This window comes from Modicisalibacter sp. MOD 31.J (assembly GCF_020147985.1).
Taxonomy (GTDB): Bacteria; Pseudomonadota; Gammaproteobacteria; order Pseudomonadales; family Halomonadaceae; genus Modicisalibacter; species Modicisalibacter coralii.
This window is the reverse complement of sequence record NZ_JAGXFF010000001.1, coordinates 426279-445077: the sequence shown is the minus strand read 5'-3', so window position 1 is coordinate 445077 and position 18799 is coordinate 426279. Positions and strand designations below refer to the sequence as shown.

Annotated in this window: 19 protein-coding genes and 1 pseudogene; 10 read left to right on the top strand and 10 right to left on the bottom strand. The window is 67.7% G+C overall.

Annotated elements, in window-relative coordinates:
• Positions 1 to 18: 18 nt before the first annotated feature.
• A complete protein-coding gene (locus KGR00_RS02030) occupies positions 19 to 1491 on the bottom strand; it encodes a DASS family sodium-coupled anion symporter (RefSeq protein ID WP_224417864.1) in 1473 nt (490 codons plus the stop codon).
• 441 nt (positions 1492 to 1932) lie between these two features.
• Positions 1933 to 2991 (bottom strand): NAD(P)-dependent alcohol dehydrogenase, encoded by a 1059-nt coding sequence (locus tag KGR00_RS02025; protein ID WP_224417865.1) that lies wholly within the window; start codon positions 2989 to 2991, stop codon positions 1933 to 1935.
• 224 nt (positions 2992 to 3215) lie between these two features.
• Here KGR00_RS02025 and KGR00_RS02020 point away from each other — a divergent pair, with 224 nt between their 5' ends.
• Entirely contained in the window at positions 3216 to 4136 is a 921-nt protein-coding gene (locus KGR00_RS02020; RefSeq protein ID WP_224417866.1) for an AraC family transcriptional regulator, read from the top strand.
• Between the two features lie 2 nt (positions 4137 to 4138).
• Here KGR00_RS02020 and KGR00_RS02015 read toward each other — a convergent pair whose 3' ends face one another.
• Positions 4139 to 4876: a sulfite exporter TauE/SafE family protein gene (locus KGR00_RS02015; RefSeq protein ID WP_224417867.1), complete on the bottom strand. Its 738-nt coding sequence runs from the start codon at positions 4874 to 4876 to the stop codon at positions 4139 to 4141.
• Positions 4877 to 5167: 291 nt separating this feature from the next.
• Between KGR00_RS02015 and KGR00_RS02010 the strand changes: the two genes are divergently transcribed.
• Positions 5168 to 6760 (top strand): glycosyltransferase family 39 protein, encoded by a 1593-nt coding sequence (locus KGR00_RS02010; protein ID WP_224417868.1) that lies wholly within the window; start codon positions 5168 to 5170, stop codon positions 6758 to 6760.
• A gap of 94 nt (positions 6761 to 6854) precedes the next feature.
• Here KGR00_RS02010 and KGR00_RS02005 read toward each other — a convergent pair whose 3' ends face one another.
• From KGR00_RS02005 to KGR00_RS01985, 5 genes are all read right to left on the bottom strand, one after another.
• On the bottom strand, positions 6855 to 7406 hold the full coding sequence (locus KGR00_RS02005) for a cytochrome b/b6 domain-containing protein (RefSeq protein ID WP_224417869.1): 552 nt from the start codon (positions 7404 to 7406) through the stop codon (positions 6855 to 6857).
• A gap of 3 nt (positions 7407 to 7409) precedes the next feature.
• Positions 7410 to 7679, bottom strand: coding sequence for a PepSY domain-containing protein (locus KGR00_RS02000; RefSeq protein WP_224417870.1), 270 nt, complete (start codon positions 7677 to 7679; stop codon positions 7410 to 7412).
• Between the two features lie 107 nt (positions 7680 to 7786).
• A complete protein-coding gene (locus KGR00_RS22475) occupies positions 7787 to 8500 on the bottom strand; it encodes a ZIP family metal transporter (protein ID WP_224417871.1) in 714 nt (237 codons plus the stop codon).
• A 153-nt stretch (positions 8501 to 8653) separates the two neighbouring features.
• Complete coding sequence (locus KGR00_RS01990; RefSeq protein ID WP_224417872.1) at positions 8654 to 9610, bottom strand: homocysteine S-methyltransferase family protein; 957 nt, start codon at positions 9608 to 9610, stop codon at positions 8654 to 8656.
• Between the two features lie 211 nt (positions 9611 to 9821).
• Positions 9822 to 11267, bottom strand: a complete 1446-nt coding sequence (locus tag KGR00_RS01985) for a PLP-dependent aminotransferase family protein (RefSeq protein ID WP_224419820.1) — start codon at positions 11265 to 11267, stop codon at positions 9822 to 9824.
• A 141-nt stretch (positions 11268 to 11408) separates the two neighbouring features.
• Between KGR00_RS01985 and KGR00_RS01980 the strand changes: the two genes are divergently transcribed.
• The 4 genes from KGR00_RS01980 (at position 11409) to KGR00_RS01965 (ending at position 14635) form a co-directional block, all read left to right on the top strand.
• Complete coding sequence (locus KGR00_RS01980) at positions 11409 to 11882, top strand: GNAT family N-acetyltransferase (protein WP_224417873.1); 474 nt, start codon at positions 11409 to 11411, stop codon at positions 11880 to 11882.
• Complete coding sequence (locus KGR00_RS01975; protein ID WP_224417874.1) at positions 11879 to 12631, top strand: GNAT family protein; 753 nt, start codon at positions 11879 to 11881, stop codon at positions 12629 to 12631. Before KGR00_RS01980 ends, KGR00_RS01975 begins: the two co-directional genes overlap by 4 nt.
• Before the next feature lie 4 nt (positions 12632 to 12635).
• Positions 12636 to 13259, top strand: a complete 624-nt coding sequence (locus KGR00_RS01970) for an FMN-binding negative transcriptional regulator (RefSeq protein ID WP_224417875.1) — start codon at positions 12636 to 12638, stop codon at positions 13257 to 13259.
• Between the two features lie 89 nt (positions 13260 to 13348).
• Complete coding sequence (locus KGR00_RS01965; protein WP_224417876.1) at positions 13349 to 14635, top strand: DEAD/DEAH box helicase; 1287 nt, start codon at positions 13349 to 13351, stop codon at positions 14633 to 14635.
• Between the two features lie 12 nt (positions 14636 to 14647).
• On the opposite strand, the gene KGR00_RS01960 is transcribed toward KGR00_RS01965, so the two are convergent.
• Together KGR00_RS01960 and KGR00_RS01955 are read right to left on the bottom strand one after the other, a co-directional pair.
• Entirely contained in the window at positions 14648 to 15022 is a 375-nt protein-coding gene (locus KGR00_RS01960; protein WP_129138925.1) for a VOC family protein, read from the bottom strand.
• A gap of 32 nt (positions 15023 to 15054) precedes the next feature.
• A complete protein-coding gene (locus KGR00_RS01955; RefSeq protein WP_224417877.1) occupies positions 15055 to 15708 on the bottom strand; it encodes an FCD domain-containing protein in 654 nt (217 codons plus the stop codon).
• 139 nt (positions 15709 to 15847) lie between these two features.
• Here KGR00_RS01955 and KGR00_RS01950 point away from each other — a divergent pair, with 139 nt between their 5' ends.
• From KGR00_RS01950 to KGR00_RS01935, 4 genes and pseudogenes are all read left to right on the top strand, one after another.
• Positions 15848 to 17482, top strand: coding sequence for a gamma-glutamyltransferase family protein (locus tag KGR00_RS01950; RefSeq protein ID WP_224417878.1), 1635 nt, complete (start codon positions 15848 to 15850; stop codon positions 17480 to 17482).
• A 2-nt stretch (positions 17483 to 17484) separates the two neighbouring features.
• On the top strand, positions 17485 to 18048 hold the full coding sequence (locus KGR00_RS01945; protein ID WP_224417879.1) for a chromate transporter: 564 nt from the start codon (positions 17485 to 17487) through the stop codon (positions 18046 to 18048).
• Complete coding sequence (locus KGR00_RS01940; protein WP_129138921.1) at positions 18045 to 18575, top strand: chromate transporter; 531 nt, start codon at positions 18045 to 18047, stop codon at positions 18573 to 18575. Before KGR00_RS01945 ends, KGR00_RS01940 begins: the two co-directional genes overlap by 4 nt.
• Before the next feature lie 42 nt (positions 18576 to 18617).
• Positions 18618 to 18799, top strand: a pseudogene (locus tag KGR00_RS01935) (hypothetical protein); the annotation flags it as partial.

The window sequence follows — 18799 nt, the reverse complement described above, 5'->3', positions numbered from 1 at the left end:
TCCAGGGGGCTACGGTGATTACCAGTAGCCCAGGATTTTCCACCATAGGCCACCGACGACCACCCAGAGCAGGAGGTTCACCAGGCTCATCACGAAGCCGGCCTTCCACCATTCGCCCAGCCCCACGTAACCGGAGCCGAAGATCACCGGTGACGTGCCGGTGGCGTAGTGGGTGAGCGTCATCATGATCGAGGACGTGGCCGCCATCATCAGCACAAATGCCATCGGCGGTGCGCCAAGGCCAAGGCCGACCACCAGGAATGCCCCCATCATCGCGGTGATGTGCGCGGTGGTGCTGGCAAAAAAGTAATGGGAATAGAGGAACACCAGCACCAGAAGGGCGGTGGAAGCCGGCCAGCCAAGACCGGTGCTGACGATCCCCTGCTGAATGGCGCCGGAGAACCAGTCGATCACACCCAGCGTGTTCAGTTGGGTGGCCATCATGACCAGCGCGCCAAACCACACCAGGGTGTCCCAGGCACTCTTTTCAGCCAGCACATCCTTCCAGTTCAGGACCCCGGTCACCAACAGAATGGACAGACCGACAAACGCGGTGGTGGTGGAGTTCAGCTTGAAGGCATCACCCAGGATCCAGGCCGGCACATCCGCCCACAGCAACAGCAGCACCAGAAACACGCCAAGCATGATGCCCTCGTCCCGGGACAGCTTGCCCAGGTTTTCCAGCCGCTCGCGGGCGAAATTGACGGCATCCGGCGTGGATTTGATCTCCGGCGGGTACATCAGATAAAGCACCAGCGGCATGAGCGCAATGGCCACGAGACCCGGCAGCAGCATGGCCAGGGCCCAGGTCGTCCAGCTAAGACTGATGTCGCCCCCGGTGGCATCGGCAATCAGCTTCACCGTCAGCGGGTTGGGCGCGGTGGCGGTAATGAACATCGCCGAGGTGATCGGATTGGAATGGTAGTTCACCAGCGCCAGGTATTTGCCGATCCGATTGGTGTTTTCGTTGTCCGGCGTGCAGCCGAAACTCTTGGCGATGGACAGCATGATCGGATGGATAATCGCGCCGCCGCGTGCGGTATTGCTGGGCGTGACCGGCGCAATCACCAGTTCCGACAGCGCCAGACCATATCCGATACCCAGCGTCCGTTTGCCGAACAGCGCAATGAAGTAGTAGCCGATACGCTCGCCCAGGCCGGTCTTTATCAAGCCCCGGGCGATCATGATGGCCACGGCGATCAGCCAGATCAGCGAATTGCTGAAACTGCCCAGGGCGTCACGAATGGCGGTGCCGGGGTTGTCACTGGTGACGCCACTGACAGCCACCACCGTGATTGCCACGATCGACACAGCCCCGATGGGCATGGCCTTGCCAATGATGGCGGCAATGGTCGCCACGAAGATGGCCAACATCAACCAGCCCTGGGAGGACACACCCTCTGGTGTGGGGACGAACCCGATCGCAATCCCGATGGCGATAGCGATGAGAGCGGGAATCGGGCGGAAGTCACTTTTCGCGGTCGGTTTCACGAACAGTCCTTATCGGTTTGGGCAGGTGTGCCAACCCATTCCAATGGCCTGGGACAGGTGGGAACCCTTTCAGACTATGTGCCGACGGCCGGGACTGTAAATGATCTGGGACAGTTTACGTGGACACTCAACTGCCGGAATGCCCTCTGGCGATGAGCGCTTCGACCAGGCGCGTCACGTGTGCAATGACGACGCCGCCGACAACGATGTCACGGGGAATTGAGCTCTGTCAGAAAAATCGGTGAGCGATGGCCAGACAAGGCAAAAATTGACGAAAAAGCGGAGTTTACAAGTCGTAAACGAGCATTTGACCGGGCTGGCGCACCAGTCGATTTTTAACACCGTACGGGCGAGCGCAGACATTTTTCAGACAAAGCGTAATGATAGAGCCGGCACCCCGAAGGGGGGGCGCCGGCTTGGAGCATTGCGGGAGCGCCGGAATCAGTTGGCGTCTTTGAGCGAGGCCATGTCGATCACGAAACGGTAGCGGACGTCGCCCTTCTGCATGCGCTCCCAGGCCTGGTTGATGTCCTGGATGTCGATCATCTCGACATCGCAGGTGATGCCCTTCTCGGCGCAGAAATCGAGCACCTCCTGGGTCTCGGGGATGCCACCGATCAGCGAACCGGCCAGCACCCGGCGGCGGAAGATCAGGTTGGCGCCCATCACGGCCGGCTCCAGCGGCTGCAGCTGTCCGACCAGGATATGCGTGCCGTCGTACTTCAGCGCCTGCAGGTAGGGATTCAGGTCATGCTGATTGGGCACGGTATCCAGCATGAAGTCGAAGGTCTCGGCGACCGCCGCCATCTGGTCGTCATCGGTGGAGACCACGACGTGATCGGCACCATTGCTCCTGGCCTCGTCGACCTTGCCTTGCGAGCGGGTGAACAACGTCACCTCGGCACCCAGCGCCTTGGCCAGCTTGACGCCCATGTGACCCAGGCCACCCATGCCGATCACCCCGACCTTGTGCCCCGGCTTGACGCCGTAGTGCTTGAGCGGCGAATAGGTGGTGATGCCGGCGCACAGCAGCGGCGCGGCGGACTTGAGGTCGATGCCCTCCGGCATGCGCAGCACGAAGCGCTCGCTGACCACCACCTTGTCGGAATAGCCCCCCTGGGTGAGCGTGCCGTCGTGACGGTCCTCGCTGCCGTAGGTCATGGTGAAGCCTTCGGCGCAATACTGCTCCAGGCCGTCGTCGCAGGCCTGACAATGCCGGCAGGAGTCGACCATGCAGCCGACCCCGACGAGATCGCCCTCCTGGTAGTGGCTGACCTCGGCGCCCACCGCGGTGACGCGACCGACGATCTCGTGGCCGGGCACCACCGGATAGGCCGCCATGCCCCAGTCGTCGCGGGCGAAGTGCAGGTCGCTGTGGCAGACGCCACAGTAGAGAATGTCGATCGCCACGTCGTCGCCACGCAGTTCGCGACGCTCGAAAGCATACGGCTCGAGCGGCGATTCGGCGGAATGGGCGGCATACCCCTTGGCGTTGGTCATGATGAACTCCCTGTGGATCACGAGTGTCGGCCGATGCCCTCGGCCGAGCGCAAGACGCCTGTCATTCTGGGCGTCGAGGGCCACGCCGACCATGCTCGATACTGTGCGATTTCTGCACGATCCTGTGAAAATTCACCGCAAGGGGACAGTACACGGGGGATTTCATGCCGGAAAATACGCTAGGCTGAAAACCCTGTCCTTACCGAACGACTGCGATCGCCACCATGACCATTGCCATCCCGTCTCCGGAACCCCCTTCGCTCGCCGCCCGACCCGATGACCTGACCCGCATGGCCGAGCTGATCTCGCCATTGGTCGAGCACGACGGCTTCCAGCCGACCCGGCTGCCCGGCGTCCACCTGGTCGCGTCGCATTGTGGCCATGCCCGCACGCCCCTGATCTACGAACCGGGCCTGATCGTCGTCGTCCAGGGCGGCAAGGTCGGTTATCTCGATGACCGGGTGATCCACTACGGGGCCGGCCACTACCTGGTCCAGGCCCTTCCCCTGCCCTTCGAGTGCGAGACCCATGCCAGCGCCGACGAACCGCTGCTCGGCGTGTCGATCCGCCTCGACCGGCTGATGCTCGGCGAGCTGGCCCAACCCTGGCTGAAGGACGCCGGGCAACCCGCGACCCGCCCTTCGCCGATGGCCGCGGTGCCGCTGGCGGGGCGCATGACCGACAACGTGCTGCGCCTGCTCGAGTGCCTGCACGATTCCCGGCTCGCCGAGGCGCTGGGCGACGCGCGCATCCGCGAGGTGGTCTTCGAGGCGCTGCGCGGCCCCCAGGGCGATTCGCTGCGGCAATTGCTGGCCGAATCGGGCCAGTACGCGCGCATCGGGCAGGCGCTCAACTACCTGCACCGCCACTACACCCGCCCATTGAGCGTGGAAGTCCTGGCCGAGCAGGCCGCCATGAGCGCGTCGCACTTCCACCACCACTTCAAGCACACCACCCACCTGGCCCCGATGCAGTACCTCAAGCGCCTGCGACTGCTCAAGGCACGGGCGCTGCTCGATCAACAGGGCTGGCAGGTCGGACGCACCGCCAGCGAGGTCGGCTACCAGAGCGCGTCGCAGTTCAGTCGCGACTACAAGCGCTACTTCGGCATCAGCCCCGCCGCACAACGGCGTGGCGCAGGCTGAGTTCAGATCAGCTCGACGAGGGCCTGGAAAAAGTACACGGCACCCACGACGGTGACGATCCAGCGCGTCCAGTAGCGGAAGTTGGCGTCGGTCAGGCGACGCAGAACGCCGTTGCCGGCCCGGGTGCCGAGGAAGGCGATCGGGATCGCCAGGGCGATGACGCTCCACTCGCCGGCGCCCAGCATCATCGCCGAACCGGCATAGAAGACGATCTTGATGGCATGCGAGATGACCTGGACCGCCGCCTTGGTGGCGACGATCTGGCGCCGGTCCATCGAGGTGCGGATGAAGAACAGGTCGATGCTGGGCCCCGAGACTCCCGAGGCGATGGTCAGGCCGCCGGCGACCACACCACAGACCAGGGCATGCCCGGTGCGCGAGGCGTCGAAATGGAACCAGGCCCGGGGAATCCAGACCAGGACCGGCATCAGACCGATCAAAAGCGAGACGATGGTGGTGTCGGGATGGTAGTCGAGCAGCGCCAGTACCACCGCCGACACCGCGCCCCCCGAGGCGATCAGGGCAACGATGCGCGCATTGATGTATTGCCGCGACAGCCAGGCGCGCGAGGCGTTGGCGCAGAGCTGGATGACCCCATGGACGACGATCGCCACGCTCGCCGGCAGTGCCAGCAACAGGAACCACAACAGGATCAGCCCGCCGGCCATGCCGAAGATGCCCGACAGGGCCGAGGTGAGAAACACCACGACCAGAAAAGCGGCGGTCACGAGAAGGCTCACGGAAGTCGTCCTTGAACGAGCGGCCCCGGGCGGCGACACACCGCGACAAGCCACCGGGGCGGCACAAAAGGGAACATATTAGCAGCCCGCCGGCGACGGCGCAGCGCACCCCGTCGCCACCCCGCTGAACAGCGGGACGCCATCCCGCCTGCCCGGGGGTTGGCACAGCTCAGCCGCGCGCCGTCACGTGTCGCGGTTCTTGAGGTTGCCGGCTCACCCGGTCCGGCTAAGACTCCCTTAAGCAAGACCCGACACCCTGAGCCTCCCGCCCACTCAGCCATGCGACGTGCCATGCCCCTCACCCGACTCGACACCCGCCCCCGACTCGCCGTCCTCGCTCGCCCCGGGGCCGCGCTGGCGGTGGCGCTCGCCGCGCTGTTCTGCGTGCTGCGGATCGGCCACCTGCCGCTGATGCCCATCGACGAGACCCGCTACCTGTCGGTGGCCTGGGAGATGTGGCAGCACCAGAGCTTCCTGGTCCCGTTGCTCAACGGTGAGCCTTACCCCCACAAGCCACCGCTGCTGTTCTGGGTGATCCAGTCGGCCTGGGCGCTGTTCGGCACCTCGGACTGGGTATCGCGGCTGGCGGTGCCCGCGGTCGGGCTGCTGGCCTATCCGCTGCTGGCCACGATCCTGCGTCAGTTCGACCCCGACGCCCACCAAGAAGCCCGCTGGGCGCCACTGGTCCTGATGAGCCTGACGCTGTGGTTCGTCTACCAGGCGTTGAGCATGTTCGACGTCCTGTTCACCACCTGCTTCCTGGTCGCGGTACTCGGCTGGGTGCGTTACGTGCGCTCGGGGCGCACCACGATGCTTCTGCTGGCCGGGGTCGGCGTCGGCCTGAGCGTGCTGGCCAAGGGGCCGGTGGTTCTTCTCTACTGGCTGCCGCTGGCGCTGGGCACGCGCTTCTGGCGGCCCGCCGGTGCGGCGCCGGCCCGGCGTTACTGGGCTGGCGTACTTGCCGCCACCCTGGTCGGCGCGGGTATCGCCCTGGCCTGGGCGATACCCGCCGCGCTCGCCGGCGGGAGCGATTACGCCGAAGCGATCTTCTGGGGCCAGTCGGCCGGGCGTGTCACCAACGCCTTCGAGCACGCCCGCCCCTGGTACTGGTACCTGCCGCTGCTGCCGCTGTTGACCCTGCCCTGGTCGGGCATGGCCGTGTGGCGCCGCCCCTGGCTGGCCACGCCGATGCAACGCTTCGCCGCCTGGGGAAGCCTGCCGCCGCTGCTCCTGTTGAGCCTGGTCAGTGGCAAGCAGATCCACTATCTGATGCCGATCCTGCCCTTCCTGGCCACCTGGATCGCCAGCCGACTGGCCGCGGGACGACCGCATCGTGCCCGGGTAGTGAGCCTCGTCCTGGCGCTGGTCACCCTGCTGTTGGCGGCCCTGCCCGAGATCGCCGGGCACTTCTATCCACAGGCGCCCCTGCCCGGGGCGGCGCGACTGGCGGCACTGGTGCCGGCGGCCTTCGCCGTGCTGCTGTGGCGCCGCGCGCACCGCCTGACGCTGACGCTGGCCTGGCCCCTGAGCCTGCTGACTCTGCTGCTGGCGGTCTCGCCGGCGATTCGCGGCTACTACGACATCCAGCCCGCCGCCCGTCAGTTGGCCCGTCTCGAGGCCCGCCACGTACCGGTCGCCTACCTGGGCAACTATGCCGACCAGTTCCGCTTTCTCGGTCGCACCCAAGAGACCATGACGGTGTTCGGCTCCGATGCCGCCTTCGCCGCCTGGCGCGCGGCCCACCCGCAGGGCGTGATGATCGAGGTGCTCAAGCGCCCCGACGCTGACCTGCTCGCGGCGGCGGTCTATCAACAGCCCTACCGCGGCAGCCACCTGCTGCTGATTCCCGTCGCCGCCTGGCCACTTCTCGCCGACGCACACTGAGCGTCTGGTAACGCCCTGCGACCCGGCGCAAGCAAGCCCGGCGGGAGCTAATCCCGCCGGGGTTCATCCAGGGCCCTCTGGTCGGCGCCATTGCTCAGACGATGTCGTCCGGGCCGGGGGCGCGCTTGTGACCGGTGATCATCGCCCGTGCCAGGTTCTCGCACTGCAGCCAGCTCGAGGCCACGACCCCGGCGACGTGCAACCCGACCAGTGCCAGCAGCAGGTTCCCCAGGAAGCCGTGAGCCTCCTGGAGCCAACCCACGCCCCAGAAGGCATCGGTGGTCGACAGCCAGCCGCTGAAGGTCTGCAGACCCAGCCCCGTCAACAGCGCGACGATCATCCAGGCGCCCGCCGGGTTGTGCCCCAGGTAGCGGGGCTCCCGGCCGTGGCGCATCGACGCCAGATGCTTCAGGGCCGTCACGGGTGAACGCACGAAGCCGCTGAAACGCACCTGACGGGGCCCCACCAGGCCCCACAGCACCCGCCAGGCGACCAGCGCCGCCACCGCGTAGCCGGACCACTCGTGGACGCTCTGCCAGGTGCCCGAGGTCAACCAGGCGGTGGCAAAGCACACCGCCAGGCTCCAGTGGAACAGCCGCGTCCACAGATCCCAGACACGCACCGTGGAAGACGTTTCGGCGGCCATGGCTCAGTCGTCCTCGCCGCCCACCGACTCGAGGGTCGCGGGGTCGAAATAGACCTCGCGCCGTTGACCCTCGGCATCGAGCGCGTAGACCTCGTAGCAGCCTTCCTCGTGCTTGATCCGCTTGATCTCCCAGCCCATGGCCGTGAGTTTCTTCTCCAGCGCGGCCTGGGGCTGCCACTGATCCTGGGGAACATCGCAGCGTTCCCCGGCCAGCGCGGTGCCGGTCATGCTCAGCAGGGCCAGTGCAAAAAGGCTTGTCAGCTTGGCGCTCATGGTCTTCTCCTCGTGAGTTCGATGGTCCCGTCACCCGCGGTGACACGACCACGCTAGAGCGCCAAGCTGAAGAAGAACTTAAGCAGTAAGGAAAAGAACCGCCGTAATCAAAGAATCAGCACATTGCCCAGCATGCCGACCAGAAAGCCCAGTACCGCGCCCAGCGGTGGCGTCCAGTGGTTGCGCATGCGCGATTGCGGCGCGATGTCCTGAAAGATCAGGTAGAGGATGCCGCCGGCGGCGAAGGCCATCAGCGAGGCGGTGAGCGCCGGGCGGGTCTGCAGGAAGGCATGCCCCAGCCAGGCGGCGACCGGCCCCAGGAGGCTGACCCCGAACAGCACGACGAGGATGCGACGCCTGGCGAGTCCGGTCTGGCGCATCTCGCGAAAGGCATTGAATCCCTCGGGCAGGTTCTGGATGCCGATAAAGCCGGCCAGCAGGATGCCCAGCCGCCGGTCGTGACTGAAGACCGCTCCCAGCGAGACCGCCTCGGGCAGAAAGTCCATCAGCATCGCCATGAACTGCGCAAAGCTGCCGCCGCGCCGTTCGAGCCAGGCATCCAGCGCGCAGAACAGACCGCCCCCCAGGCAGAAGGCCAGCGCCAGCCCCCAGGGCGGCAGAACCGCCATGCCCACCGGCATCAGGGCGAAGGCCACCGCCGCGACCAGGGTGCCGCCGCCGAAGGCGATCACGCCGTGAATGATCTCCCGCTTGGTCTCGGTGTCGGCGTTGCCCTCGTGCCAGGCGAACAGCCCGCCGACGAAGGCACCGAGCCCCGACAACCAGGCGATACCCACGATGACTTCCACGGCATCGGTCACGCGTTCCTTGCTCCCTGCAGGCTGATCGAGTCGACCGGCGTCGCCGGCCCCCGGCCAACTTACACGACTTCACGGAAACGCTCGACACCCGCGGTGGTGGCCGGCCGGGTCGGCCATGGATCGCCCGACCCGGCCGGCTGTCACGCCGATCGCTCACGAAGCCAGGCGCGGTACCGGGCTGCAGGCCTCGGCAATGCTCGCGATGTGCCGCTGGTCGGTACCGCAACACCCGCCCAGGATGGTGAACTGGGGCAGCCGGGCACGCAGGGTAGCGTAATCGGCACCCAGCGCCTGCGGATCGCCGCTGTCCAGTTCGGTGGCCGCATCGAGTTCGGCGTGGCTCTTGCGCGAGGCATTGGCGCGAAGTCCCTTGAGCCGCGCCAAGCCGCCCTCGCCGTCGTCGAAGGCCGCGGTGAAATGACTGGGGTGGGCGCAATTGATCATGTAGTAGGCGGGATAGGCGTCGCTGTCCGCATCCACCCGCTCGATCGCCTCGCGCAGCGTCTCGCCGGTGGGCAAGCGGCCATCGGTCTCGACGGTGAACGACAGTGCCACCGGCATGTCGAGTTCGCGGGCAAGCTGGGCGATGCCCGTCGCCTCGTCGGGGTAGTTGAGGGTGATGGCGCTGAGCATGTCGGCACCGGCCTCGGTCAGTGCCTCGGCCTGACGACGATGATAGGCCCTCGCTTCGGCGACGCTCATGAGTCGTTCCGGCGAGTAGCCGTCACCGCGCGGCCCCAGACAACCGCTGACCACCAGGTCCACCCCTTCGGCCGCGTCGTCGCGCAGCGACTCGAGCAGGGCGATCGCGCGTCGATTGAGTGCCGCCAGGGCCTCACCGTCGTAGCCCTGGCGGCGCCCCCAGTCGGGGCTGGCCCGCCAGGTCGCACTCTCCAGAATCAGTCCCGTGCCATATCGGCGGGCGACATCGATATAGGCACGGTAATAGTCGTTCAGCGCTCGCTCGCCCGCCGGGTCGTCGAGCAGCACGAAGGCGGCGAAATCGGGCAGGTCGAAACCCTCGTGATAGATCAGCGTGGTTTCCAGGCCACCGTCGGTCAGGAACAGGCGATCCCCCGACTGTGGAAGGGCATTGCGATAGCGGGTCATGGCAGCTCTCTCCGAAAAGAGCGTCCCCTGCGCACCCTCGCTAAGCATAGCGCGCCCCTGGAACGGGGTGACGATTGTTGAGCGTCGACCTGCGAGAAAGACGTCATGCACCGCTCTTTCCAGCGACTCGTCATCATGACCGGGCTGGGCCTGGCAGCCTTCGCCATCCGCGCACTTGTCCGGAGCGACGACGCGCCGCTCCAGACCACGCTCAACGGCACTCCGGCGGCGACCGCGTCTCGCGCCAGGCTTGGCACAGCCAGGCCCCGGCGCGGGCGATCTCGGCCTCGTCGGCGCCGGCATAGCCCAGCACCAGCCCCGGGCGTGACGCCTCGCCGAGATAGAAGCGCGACAACGGCGCCAGCGTCACGCCGGCCGCCTCGCCGCGCGCGACGAGATCGCGCTCCTGGGCGTGATCGTCGAGCCACGCCACCAGATGCATGCCCGCCTGGCCCTGGGTGAGTTCGAGCCCTTCGGCGAGAGCCGGCGCCAGGGCCTCGCGCAGACAGACCTGGCGCTGCCGGTAGCAGTGGCGCATGCGCGCCACGTGACGCGCGAAATGCCCCTCGGCGATGAAATCCGCCAGCGCCGCCTGGACGGCATACCCGCCCTCGCGATGCAGCCGGGCATTGGCCCGCCGGAAGTCGTCGACCAGCGCCTCGGGGAGCACCAGATAGCCCAGTCGCAGTCCGGGATAGAGCACCTTGCTGAAGGTGCCGACGTAGATCACCGGCGCCTGCGTTGCCAGCCCCTGCAGCGATGCCACCGGCGGCGTGGTGTAGCGGAACTCGCTGTCGTAGTCGTCCTCGACGAGCCAGGCGCCGTGGCGCTCGGCGGCCGCCAGCAGCGCCAGCCGGCGCGCCAGGGTCAGCGTTGCGCCGGCGGGATACTGATGGGAGGGCGTGGTGTAGATCAGCCGCGGCGACGGCGAGGCGGGCGCGGCGGCGGGATCGATCCCCTGGTCATCCACCGGCACTGGAATCCGCTCGAGCCCCGCTGCGGCGAAACAGGCCTGGGCGCCACCGTAGCCCGGCTCCTCGATCCACACCGGGTCATTCGGATCGGTCAGCAGCCGGGCGATCAGCTCGAAGCCCTGCTGCGCACCCTGGGTGATCAGGATCTGTTCCGGGCGACAGCGCACCGAGCGGGAAAGCTGCAGATAATCGGCCAGGGCGGCCTTGAGCGCCGGCAGCCCGCCCTGGATCTGATAACCCAGCCAGGCCGTCGGGACGTGACGTTGATGACGCCGCAACAACCGCGCCCAGAGGGCATGCGGGAAACGATCCAGCGCCGGGATCCCCGGTGCGAAGGCCCGGTGGCTGCCGCGCATGTCGCCGCAGCGTTCCAGCAGCTCGCGGCCCCGCCGCGACAGCGGCGGCAGCTCGACACGCGCCTCGCCGGGCGGCGAGGTGACCGGGGTCAGGTCGAGAGCGGCAACGAACAGCCCGGCCCCCTGCCGGGCCTCGGCGAAGCCCTCCGCCACCAGCCGCTCGAGGGCATCGAGGACCGTGTTGCGCCCCAGCCCCAGTTCCCGGGCCAACCGTCGCGACGAGGGCAGACGCGTGCCCGGATCGAGCTCCCCGGCCTGGATCCGTTCACGCAGGGCGTCGTACAGCCGGCGGGCCAGGGTGCCGGCCGTCTTGTCGCTCAGTTGCATCGCCAGTGCCTCGATGACCCAGGCGTCCCGCTCCCGTTCGTGCGCCAAACTGGTTCCCCCAAATCGCCATGAACTGGCTCTTAGTTTGACACCACTTCGCTTGCACAATCGAGCGAGTCCCCCGTCACGGAGTTCATTCTCATGCCTACCATCCGCCCCGCCACGATCGATGATCTCGCCCCGTTGAGCCAGTTGCTCGATGGCTACCGCCGCTTCTACGGCCAGCCCGGCGACATCGACGCCGCGCGCGACTTCCTGATACAACGCCTGGGCCTCGGCGACGCCCATCTACGCGTCGCCGAGAGCGCGACCGGACGGCTCGTCGGCTTCGTTCAGCTCTATCCGCTGCTGTCGACGGTGGGGCTGGCCCCGCGCTGGCTGCTCAACGACCTGTTCGTCGCCCCCGAGGCGCGCGGCCAGGGCGTGGGGCGGGCACTGATGCAGGCCGCGGCCGCACTCGCCGGCGACCACGGCGTTCCGCAATTGACGCTCAGCACCCAGGTCGACAATCACGCCGCCCAGGCGCTCTACGAGTCCCTGGGCTGGCAGCGCAACGACGACTTCTTCGGCTATCGGCTGGCACTCGCGCCGCGCGCCGGGGAGGCCGCGCAGTGACCGCGACCAACGCCTTCGGCCAGCCGGTGGGCCCCATCGTGGCGGAGTGGCGACCGCCCTGCGTACCCGGCGACACCGTGCTGCACGGCCGCACCGCGCGCGTCGAGCCGCTCGACGCCGCGCGTCATGCCCCGGCGCTGTGGCGGGCCTGGTCCCGCGCGGATCCCGACCGTCCGGGCGACACCGACGGCGCCGCGCGCTGGACCTACCTCGGCGGCCGCCCCTTCGCCGACGAGGCCGGCTGCCAAGACTGGCTCGAGCACCAGAGTACCCAGCGCGACCCGCGCTTCCTGGCCGTCGTCGACATCGCCACCGGCGAGGCACTGGGCACGCTGGCCTGGCTCAACATCGTTCCCGAGCACGGCTCGATCGAGATCGGTCATGTGAGTTTCTCGTCGCGACTGTCACGCACCACGCTCGCCAGCGAGGCCTTCTACCTGCTGATGCGCGAAGCCTTCGCGCTGGGCTACCGGCGCCTGGAGTGGAAATGCGATGCCCTGAACGCGCCCTCGCGACGCGCCGCCGAGCGGCTGGGCTTGGGTTTCGAAGGCGTGTTCCGTCAGCACCGCGTGGTCCAGGGGCGCAATCGCGATACCGCCTGGTACGCGCTGCTCGACGGCGAGTGGCCGACCATCGAGCGCGCCTTCAGAAAATGGCTCGCTTGCGACAACTTCGACGCCGAGGGTCGCCAGCGCCGGTCCCTGGCGACCTTCATCACCGCTGCTTCAGCGACCGACCGGAGACCGTGACGCCATGTACCGCCCTCGCCCTTTCGCCCTCGACGACGCGAGCGCCCTGCACGCGACGATCGATAGCCATCCCTTTGCCAGCCTGATCAGCGTCGGCGACGCTGGCCCCAGCGCCGAGCACCTGCCACTGTTGCGCCAGGCGACGACGAGCGACGTGCTCTATGGCCATATCGCCCGGGCCAACCCGCTGTGGCAGGGCGGCGAGCGCGATGCCCTGGCGATCTTCCACGGCCCGCAGGCCTACGTCTCCCCCGGGTGGTATCCCGAAAAGCGCGCGCATGGGCGGGTGGTACCGACCTGGAACTATCTCGTCGTTCACGCCCACGGTCGGCTGCGTTTCATCGAGGATCGCGACTGGCTCATGCAGTGCGTCGATGCCCTGACGAGACGTTTCGAGCAGGGGCGCGAGAGGCCCTGGTCGCTCGCCGAGGCGCCGGCGGATTACCTCGACGGCCTGTGCCGAGCGATCGTCGGCGTGGAACTCAGCGTCGAGCGCCTGGTGGGCAAGCACAAGGCCAGCCAGAACAAGCCCGCGGCGACCCGCGAGGCGGTGCGCCGGGGGCTGCGGGACGACGCCCGCGGCTCCGCCGACGAGGTCGACTTACTGAGCGGCGCTCTCCCTCGCTAGCCGTGGCACGACTTATCCGTTAAGCTGCAGGCCCGCTGCCCCGCCGGCGCGTTCGCGACGGCCCCATCCTGCAGCTACCGAGAGATTCCATGAGCTTTGCTTCCCTGGGGCTGTCCGCCCCACTTCTGAAAGCCGTGGCCGAACAAGGCTACGACACCCCTTCGCCGATCCAGTCCCAGGCGATCCCCGCCGTCCTCGAAGGGCGCGACGTGATGGCCGCCGCCCAGACCGGCACCGGCAAGACCGCCGGCTTCACCCTGCCGCTGCTCGAGCGGCTCAAGGAGGGCCCGCGCCCGCGTCCCGGCCAGGTGCGCGCCCTGGTGCTCGCGCCGACCCGCGAACTGGCCGCCCAGGTCGGCGAGAGCGTGGCCACCTACGGCAAGCACCTGCCGATGACCAGCACGGTGGTCTTCGGTGGCGTCAAGATCAATCCGCAGATCGCCGCCCTCAAGCGCGGTGTCGACGTGCTGGTCGCCACCCCCGGTCGGCTGCTCGACCTGCACGGCCAGAAGGCGGTGTCCTTCGACTCGCTCGAGGTGCTGATCCTCGACGAGGCCGATCGCATGCTCGACATGGGCTTCATCCACGATATCCGCCGGATTCTCAAGGTGCTGCCGGCCAAGCGTCAGACCCTGATGTTCTCGGCGACCTTCTCCGACGAGATCCGCCGGCTTGCCAAGGGCCTGGTCGAGGATCCCCTGGAAGTCTCGGTCACCCCGCGCAACACCGCCGCGACCACGGTGGCCCAGTGGGTCTGTCCGGTGGACAAGCCGCGCAAGCCCGCGCTGCTCAGTCACCTGATCCACGAGCACGAGTGGCACCAGGTGCTGGTCTTCACCCGCACCAAGCACGGCGCCAACAAGCTCACCCGCTATCTGGAAGGCGAAGGCATCGAGGCCGCGGCGATTCACGGCAACAAGAGCCAGAACGCCCGCACCAAGGCGCTGGGCGGGTTCAAGTCCGGCGAGATCCGCGTGCTGGTGGCCACCGACATCGCGGCGCGCGGGCTGGACATCGACCAGTTGCCGCAGGTGGTCAACTTCGAACTGCCCAATGTCGCCGAGGACTACGTCCACCGCATCGGCCGCACCGGCCGGGCCGGTGCCAGCGGCCAGGCCGTCTCGCTGGTGTGCCATGAGGAATCCAAGGAACTCGCCGGCATCGAGCGCCTGATCAAGCAGACCCTGAAGCGCACGCCGATCGCCGGCTTCGAACCCGGTCAGGCGGTGAGTTCCCCCGCGCCCGAGCGGCGTGGCAACGGCGGTGAACCGCGTCGTCGCCCGACCGGCGAGCGCAAGGACGACGGGGCCAGTGCCAAGCCGCGCCGCCGCCGGGGCGGACGTGGTCGCCGGCGCAGCTCGCCCTCCGGGGAGTGAACCGGCGTCTCGTCAGCGCCACACGTTGACGTTGTCGGCGTCGGCGAAGTCCGCGCGCTGCGGTTCGACGATGCAGAAGCGCTGACCGCTCGGCGCCTGCATCACCACCCATTCGGCCAGGCGCTCGACGACCCGGGCGCCGAGCCCCTCCATTCTCGCCACCTCGGCGTCGATATCGTCGGTCTCGATGTCCAGATGCACGCGACTGGGATGATCGACCCGCTGCAGCAGCACCTGCGGCTGGTCGGCCGGCGTTTGCAGACACACGTAACGCCCGTCGGTCTCGGCGATCTCGTAACCTAGGGCCTGCCCCCAGAAATAGGCGGCTTCCATCAGGGCCTCGGTCCGGCTATCGATCACCAGACAGGCCAGTCGACTCTTGTGCATGGCGGGGGTCTCCGCGGCGGGGCTCGTCTCTACTATAGGCCGTCGCGCGCCACCTCGTAGGACAGGCGAATGTGCTCGTCGAGCAACGCCCGCGCGTCATGCGTGTCGCGCGCCAACGCCAGGTCCACCAGCTCGCCGTGCTGTCGGTCCAGCCTGGCACGCACCCCCGGATTGTCCGGGGCCATGCGCCGGTAGCGATCGAACTGATCGTGCAGTTGTTCGACGAAACGCAGCAGCCAGGCCGAACCGCAGGCGGCGAGCAGCGCGCGATGGAAACGCAGGTGCGCCTGCTCCCACTCCTCGACGCGCTGTGGCTGCTCATCGGCACGCTTCAGGCGATGGTGTGCCGCCAGCAACTGCGACTCCCACTCGGAATCGCCGTTCTGGAACGCCTGGGTCAGGGCCATGCACTCCAGCTGCCGGCGCAGCCTGGCGATGTCGTCGAGTTCCTCCCCATGCATGGCCGGTACCCGGAAGCCGCGCTGATTGACCTGTTCGAGCAATCCATAGGCCGCCAGGCGATTGAGCGCTTCGCGCAGGGGGCTCAGGCCGACCCCGTAATGCGTCTTCAGCGCGCTGATGGCCAGCTTTTCGCCGGCCGCGAAGCGACCCCGGATCAGATCCTGCTTGAGCGCCTCGAAGACCTGGCTGGACGCCGTGACGCCGGCGGTGGGCGAGGTGGTCATGGGGCCCCTCCCGTTGATCGGTTGTGATGAGGCAAAGCGTGGCTGTTGACGTTATCCCAGTCACGGGTCATAGTCATTCCCAGAAAATCGATTTTTTCATCAATAACGATTTATACCACAACAATCGATTGGAGACGGCATGCTGACGCCCTTTTCCCCCGCCACGCCCTACCCTTCGCAGCGCAGTGTCACCTACGCCCGCCACGGCATGGTCGCCGCCTCCCAGCCCCAGGCCAGCCAGATCGGCCGTGACATCCTCGCCCAGGGCGGCAACGCCGTGGATGCCGCCATCGCCACCGCCGCGGCATTGACGGTGGTCGAGCCGACCGGCTGCGGTATCGGCGGCGATGCCTTTGCGCTGGTCTGGATCGCCGACGACGACCGCGGCAAGGGCAAGCTTCACGGCCTCAACGCCAGTGGCACGGCGCCCCAGGCGCTGACCCGCGAGGCGGTGACGGCGGCCGGCCATACCGAGATGCCGCTGTGCGGCTGGACGCCGGTCACGGTACCGGGGACCCCCGCCGCCTGGGCCGAACTGTCCCGCCGCTTCGGCAAGCTGGATTTCGCCACCCTGCTGCAACCGGCGATCCGCCTGGCCCGCGACGGCTTCCCCGTATCGCCGATCATCGCCGGCCTGTGGCAGCTCGAAGAGGCCCAGTTGCGCCGCTACCAGGACCTTCCCGAACTCGCCCCCTGGTTCGAGACCTTCCTGCCCGACGGTCGGGTGCCCGCACCGGGGCAGTGGTACCGCTGCGAGGATCAGGCGCGGACCCTGGAAGCGATCGCCGAGACCCGCGCTGAGAGCTTCTATCGCGGGGAACTGGCCGAGCGCATCGACGCCTTTTCACGGGACACCGGCGGTTATCTGCGCGCCACCGACCTGGCCGGCTACGCGCCGGAATGGGTCGCGCCCATCGCCGCCCGCTACCGGGGCGTGGATGTCTGGGAGATCCCCCCCAACGGGCAAGGGTTGGTGGCCCTGATGGCCCTGCGCATCCTGGAAGGCTTCGAGCCGGTGGGGCGCGACGACCCGGGAACGCTGCATCGTCAGCTCGAGGCCATGAAGCTGGCCTTCGTCGATGGCCAGACCCATATCACCCAGCCCGATCACATGACCCACGACGTCGCCGCCCTGCTGAGCGACGCCTACACCCGCGAGCGGCGCGCACTGATCGGCGAACGGGCGCTGGATCCCAGCCCCGGCCAGCCGCAGGCCGGCGGCACCGTCTATCTCGCCACCGCCGACGATGACGGCAACATGGTGTCGTTCATCCAGAGCAACTATCACGGCTTCGGCTCCGGCGTGGTGGTGCCGGGTACCGGGATCGCCCTGCAGAATCGCGGGCACAACTTCAGCCTCGACCCTACCCATGACAACGTGCTGGCACCGGGCAAGAAGACCTTCCATACCATCATCCCGGGCTTCCTGACCCGGGCCGACGGCATGCCGCTGGGTCCGTTCGGGGTGATGGGCGGGTTCATGCAGCCCCAGGGGCACGTCCAGGTGGTGACCAATCTGGTCGACTTCGGCCTCAACCCGCAGGCGGCCCTCGACGCACCGCGCTGGCAGTGGATGGGCGGCAAGCGCATCGGCGTCGAGCACCATTTCCCGGCCCACCTGGTGCGCGACATGGCCGAGCGCGGTCACGACATGCGTGTCGAACACGACAACCGCGAATTCGGTCGCGGCCAGGTGATCATCCGCGATCCCGACACCGGCATCTACTGCGGCGGCACCGAACCGCGCACCGATGCCAGCATCGCGGTGTGGTGAGCATGGCCTCGCAACGACAACTGTTCCTCGCCTTTCTGCGCGTGGGCCTGTTCGGCTTCGGCGGCGGCCCGTCGATGATTCCGCTGGTGCATCAGGAAGTGGTCAAGCGCCACGCCTGGCTGGACGACGACGCCTTCGCCGATGTGCTGGCGATCGGCAATACCCTGCCGGGCCCCATCGCCACCAAGATGGCCGGCTACATCGGCTACCGGGTCGGTGGCGCCCTGGGCGCCGTCAACGCGGTGATCGCCGTGATCGCCCCGGTCGTGGTGGCCATGATCGCGCTGCTCGGACTCTACGCCCGGCACGGCGACCAGCGCTGGGTGCAGGGCATGGGGCAAGGCGTGGTGCCGGTGGTGATGGTGATGATGGCCAAGCTGACGCTGGACTTCTTCAACAAGGCCCGGGCCGGCCTCGGCTGGCTGCTCACCGTGATCATGGGCGCCGTCGCGGGTGGGCTGATCTACGGCCTGGGCGTCCACCCCGGACTGGTGATCGGCGCCCTGCTCGTCGCCGCCCTGTTGCGGCCCGAGCGGCACGCCTCGGCCAAGGAGACCGGCTCATGATCTACTGGCAGCTCTTCGTCGCCTTCTTCGTTCCCAACATCGTCGGCTACGGCGGCGGTCCGGCGATCATCCCGTTGATCGAGAACGAGGTCGTGGGCCGTTACGGCTGGATGAGCGCCCAGACCTTCGCCGAGACCCTGGCCCTGGGCAATGCCCTGCCCAGCCCCATCGCCACCAAGATGGCCGGCTACATCGGCTACGACGTCGCCGGCGTCGCCGGCGCGCTGGTCGCGCTCTTCGCCACCGTGGCGCCCTCGCTGCTGCTGATGCTGGTGGCACTGGGGACCCTCTACCGCTATCGCGACTCGATCAAGGTCAAGTCGATGAGTCAGTGGGTACGCCCGGTGGTGATGGTGCTGATGGCGTTTCTGACCTGGCGCTTCCTCGCCGAGGGGCTGGAAACGGCCGGCGTGCTGCACACCGCGATCATCGGCGGCGTGGCCGGGATCCTTCTGCTGGCGACCCGGGTCCACCCGGCGTTCGTCGTGTGTTTCGGGCTTGGCTACGGGGCGCTGCTCCTCGGCTGACCGATTCCTGAACCGACAAGACAAGAACAAGAGAGACGTCTCATGACCTCTTCCAGACTCATCGACACCCCCCGCGATACCCGAGCGCCGTCGACCGCGACCCTGCCGCTCGACGTGCGCAACCTCAAGAAGCGCTTCGGCGACAACGAGGTCCTCAAGGGCCTGTCCCTCGAGGCCCACCAGGGCGACGTGATCTCCCTCATCGGGGCCTCCGGCTCCGGCAA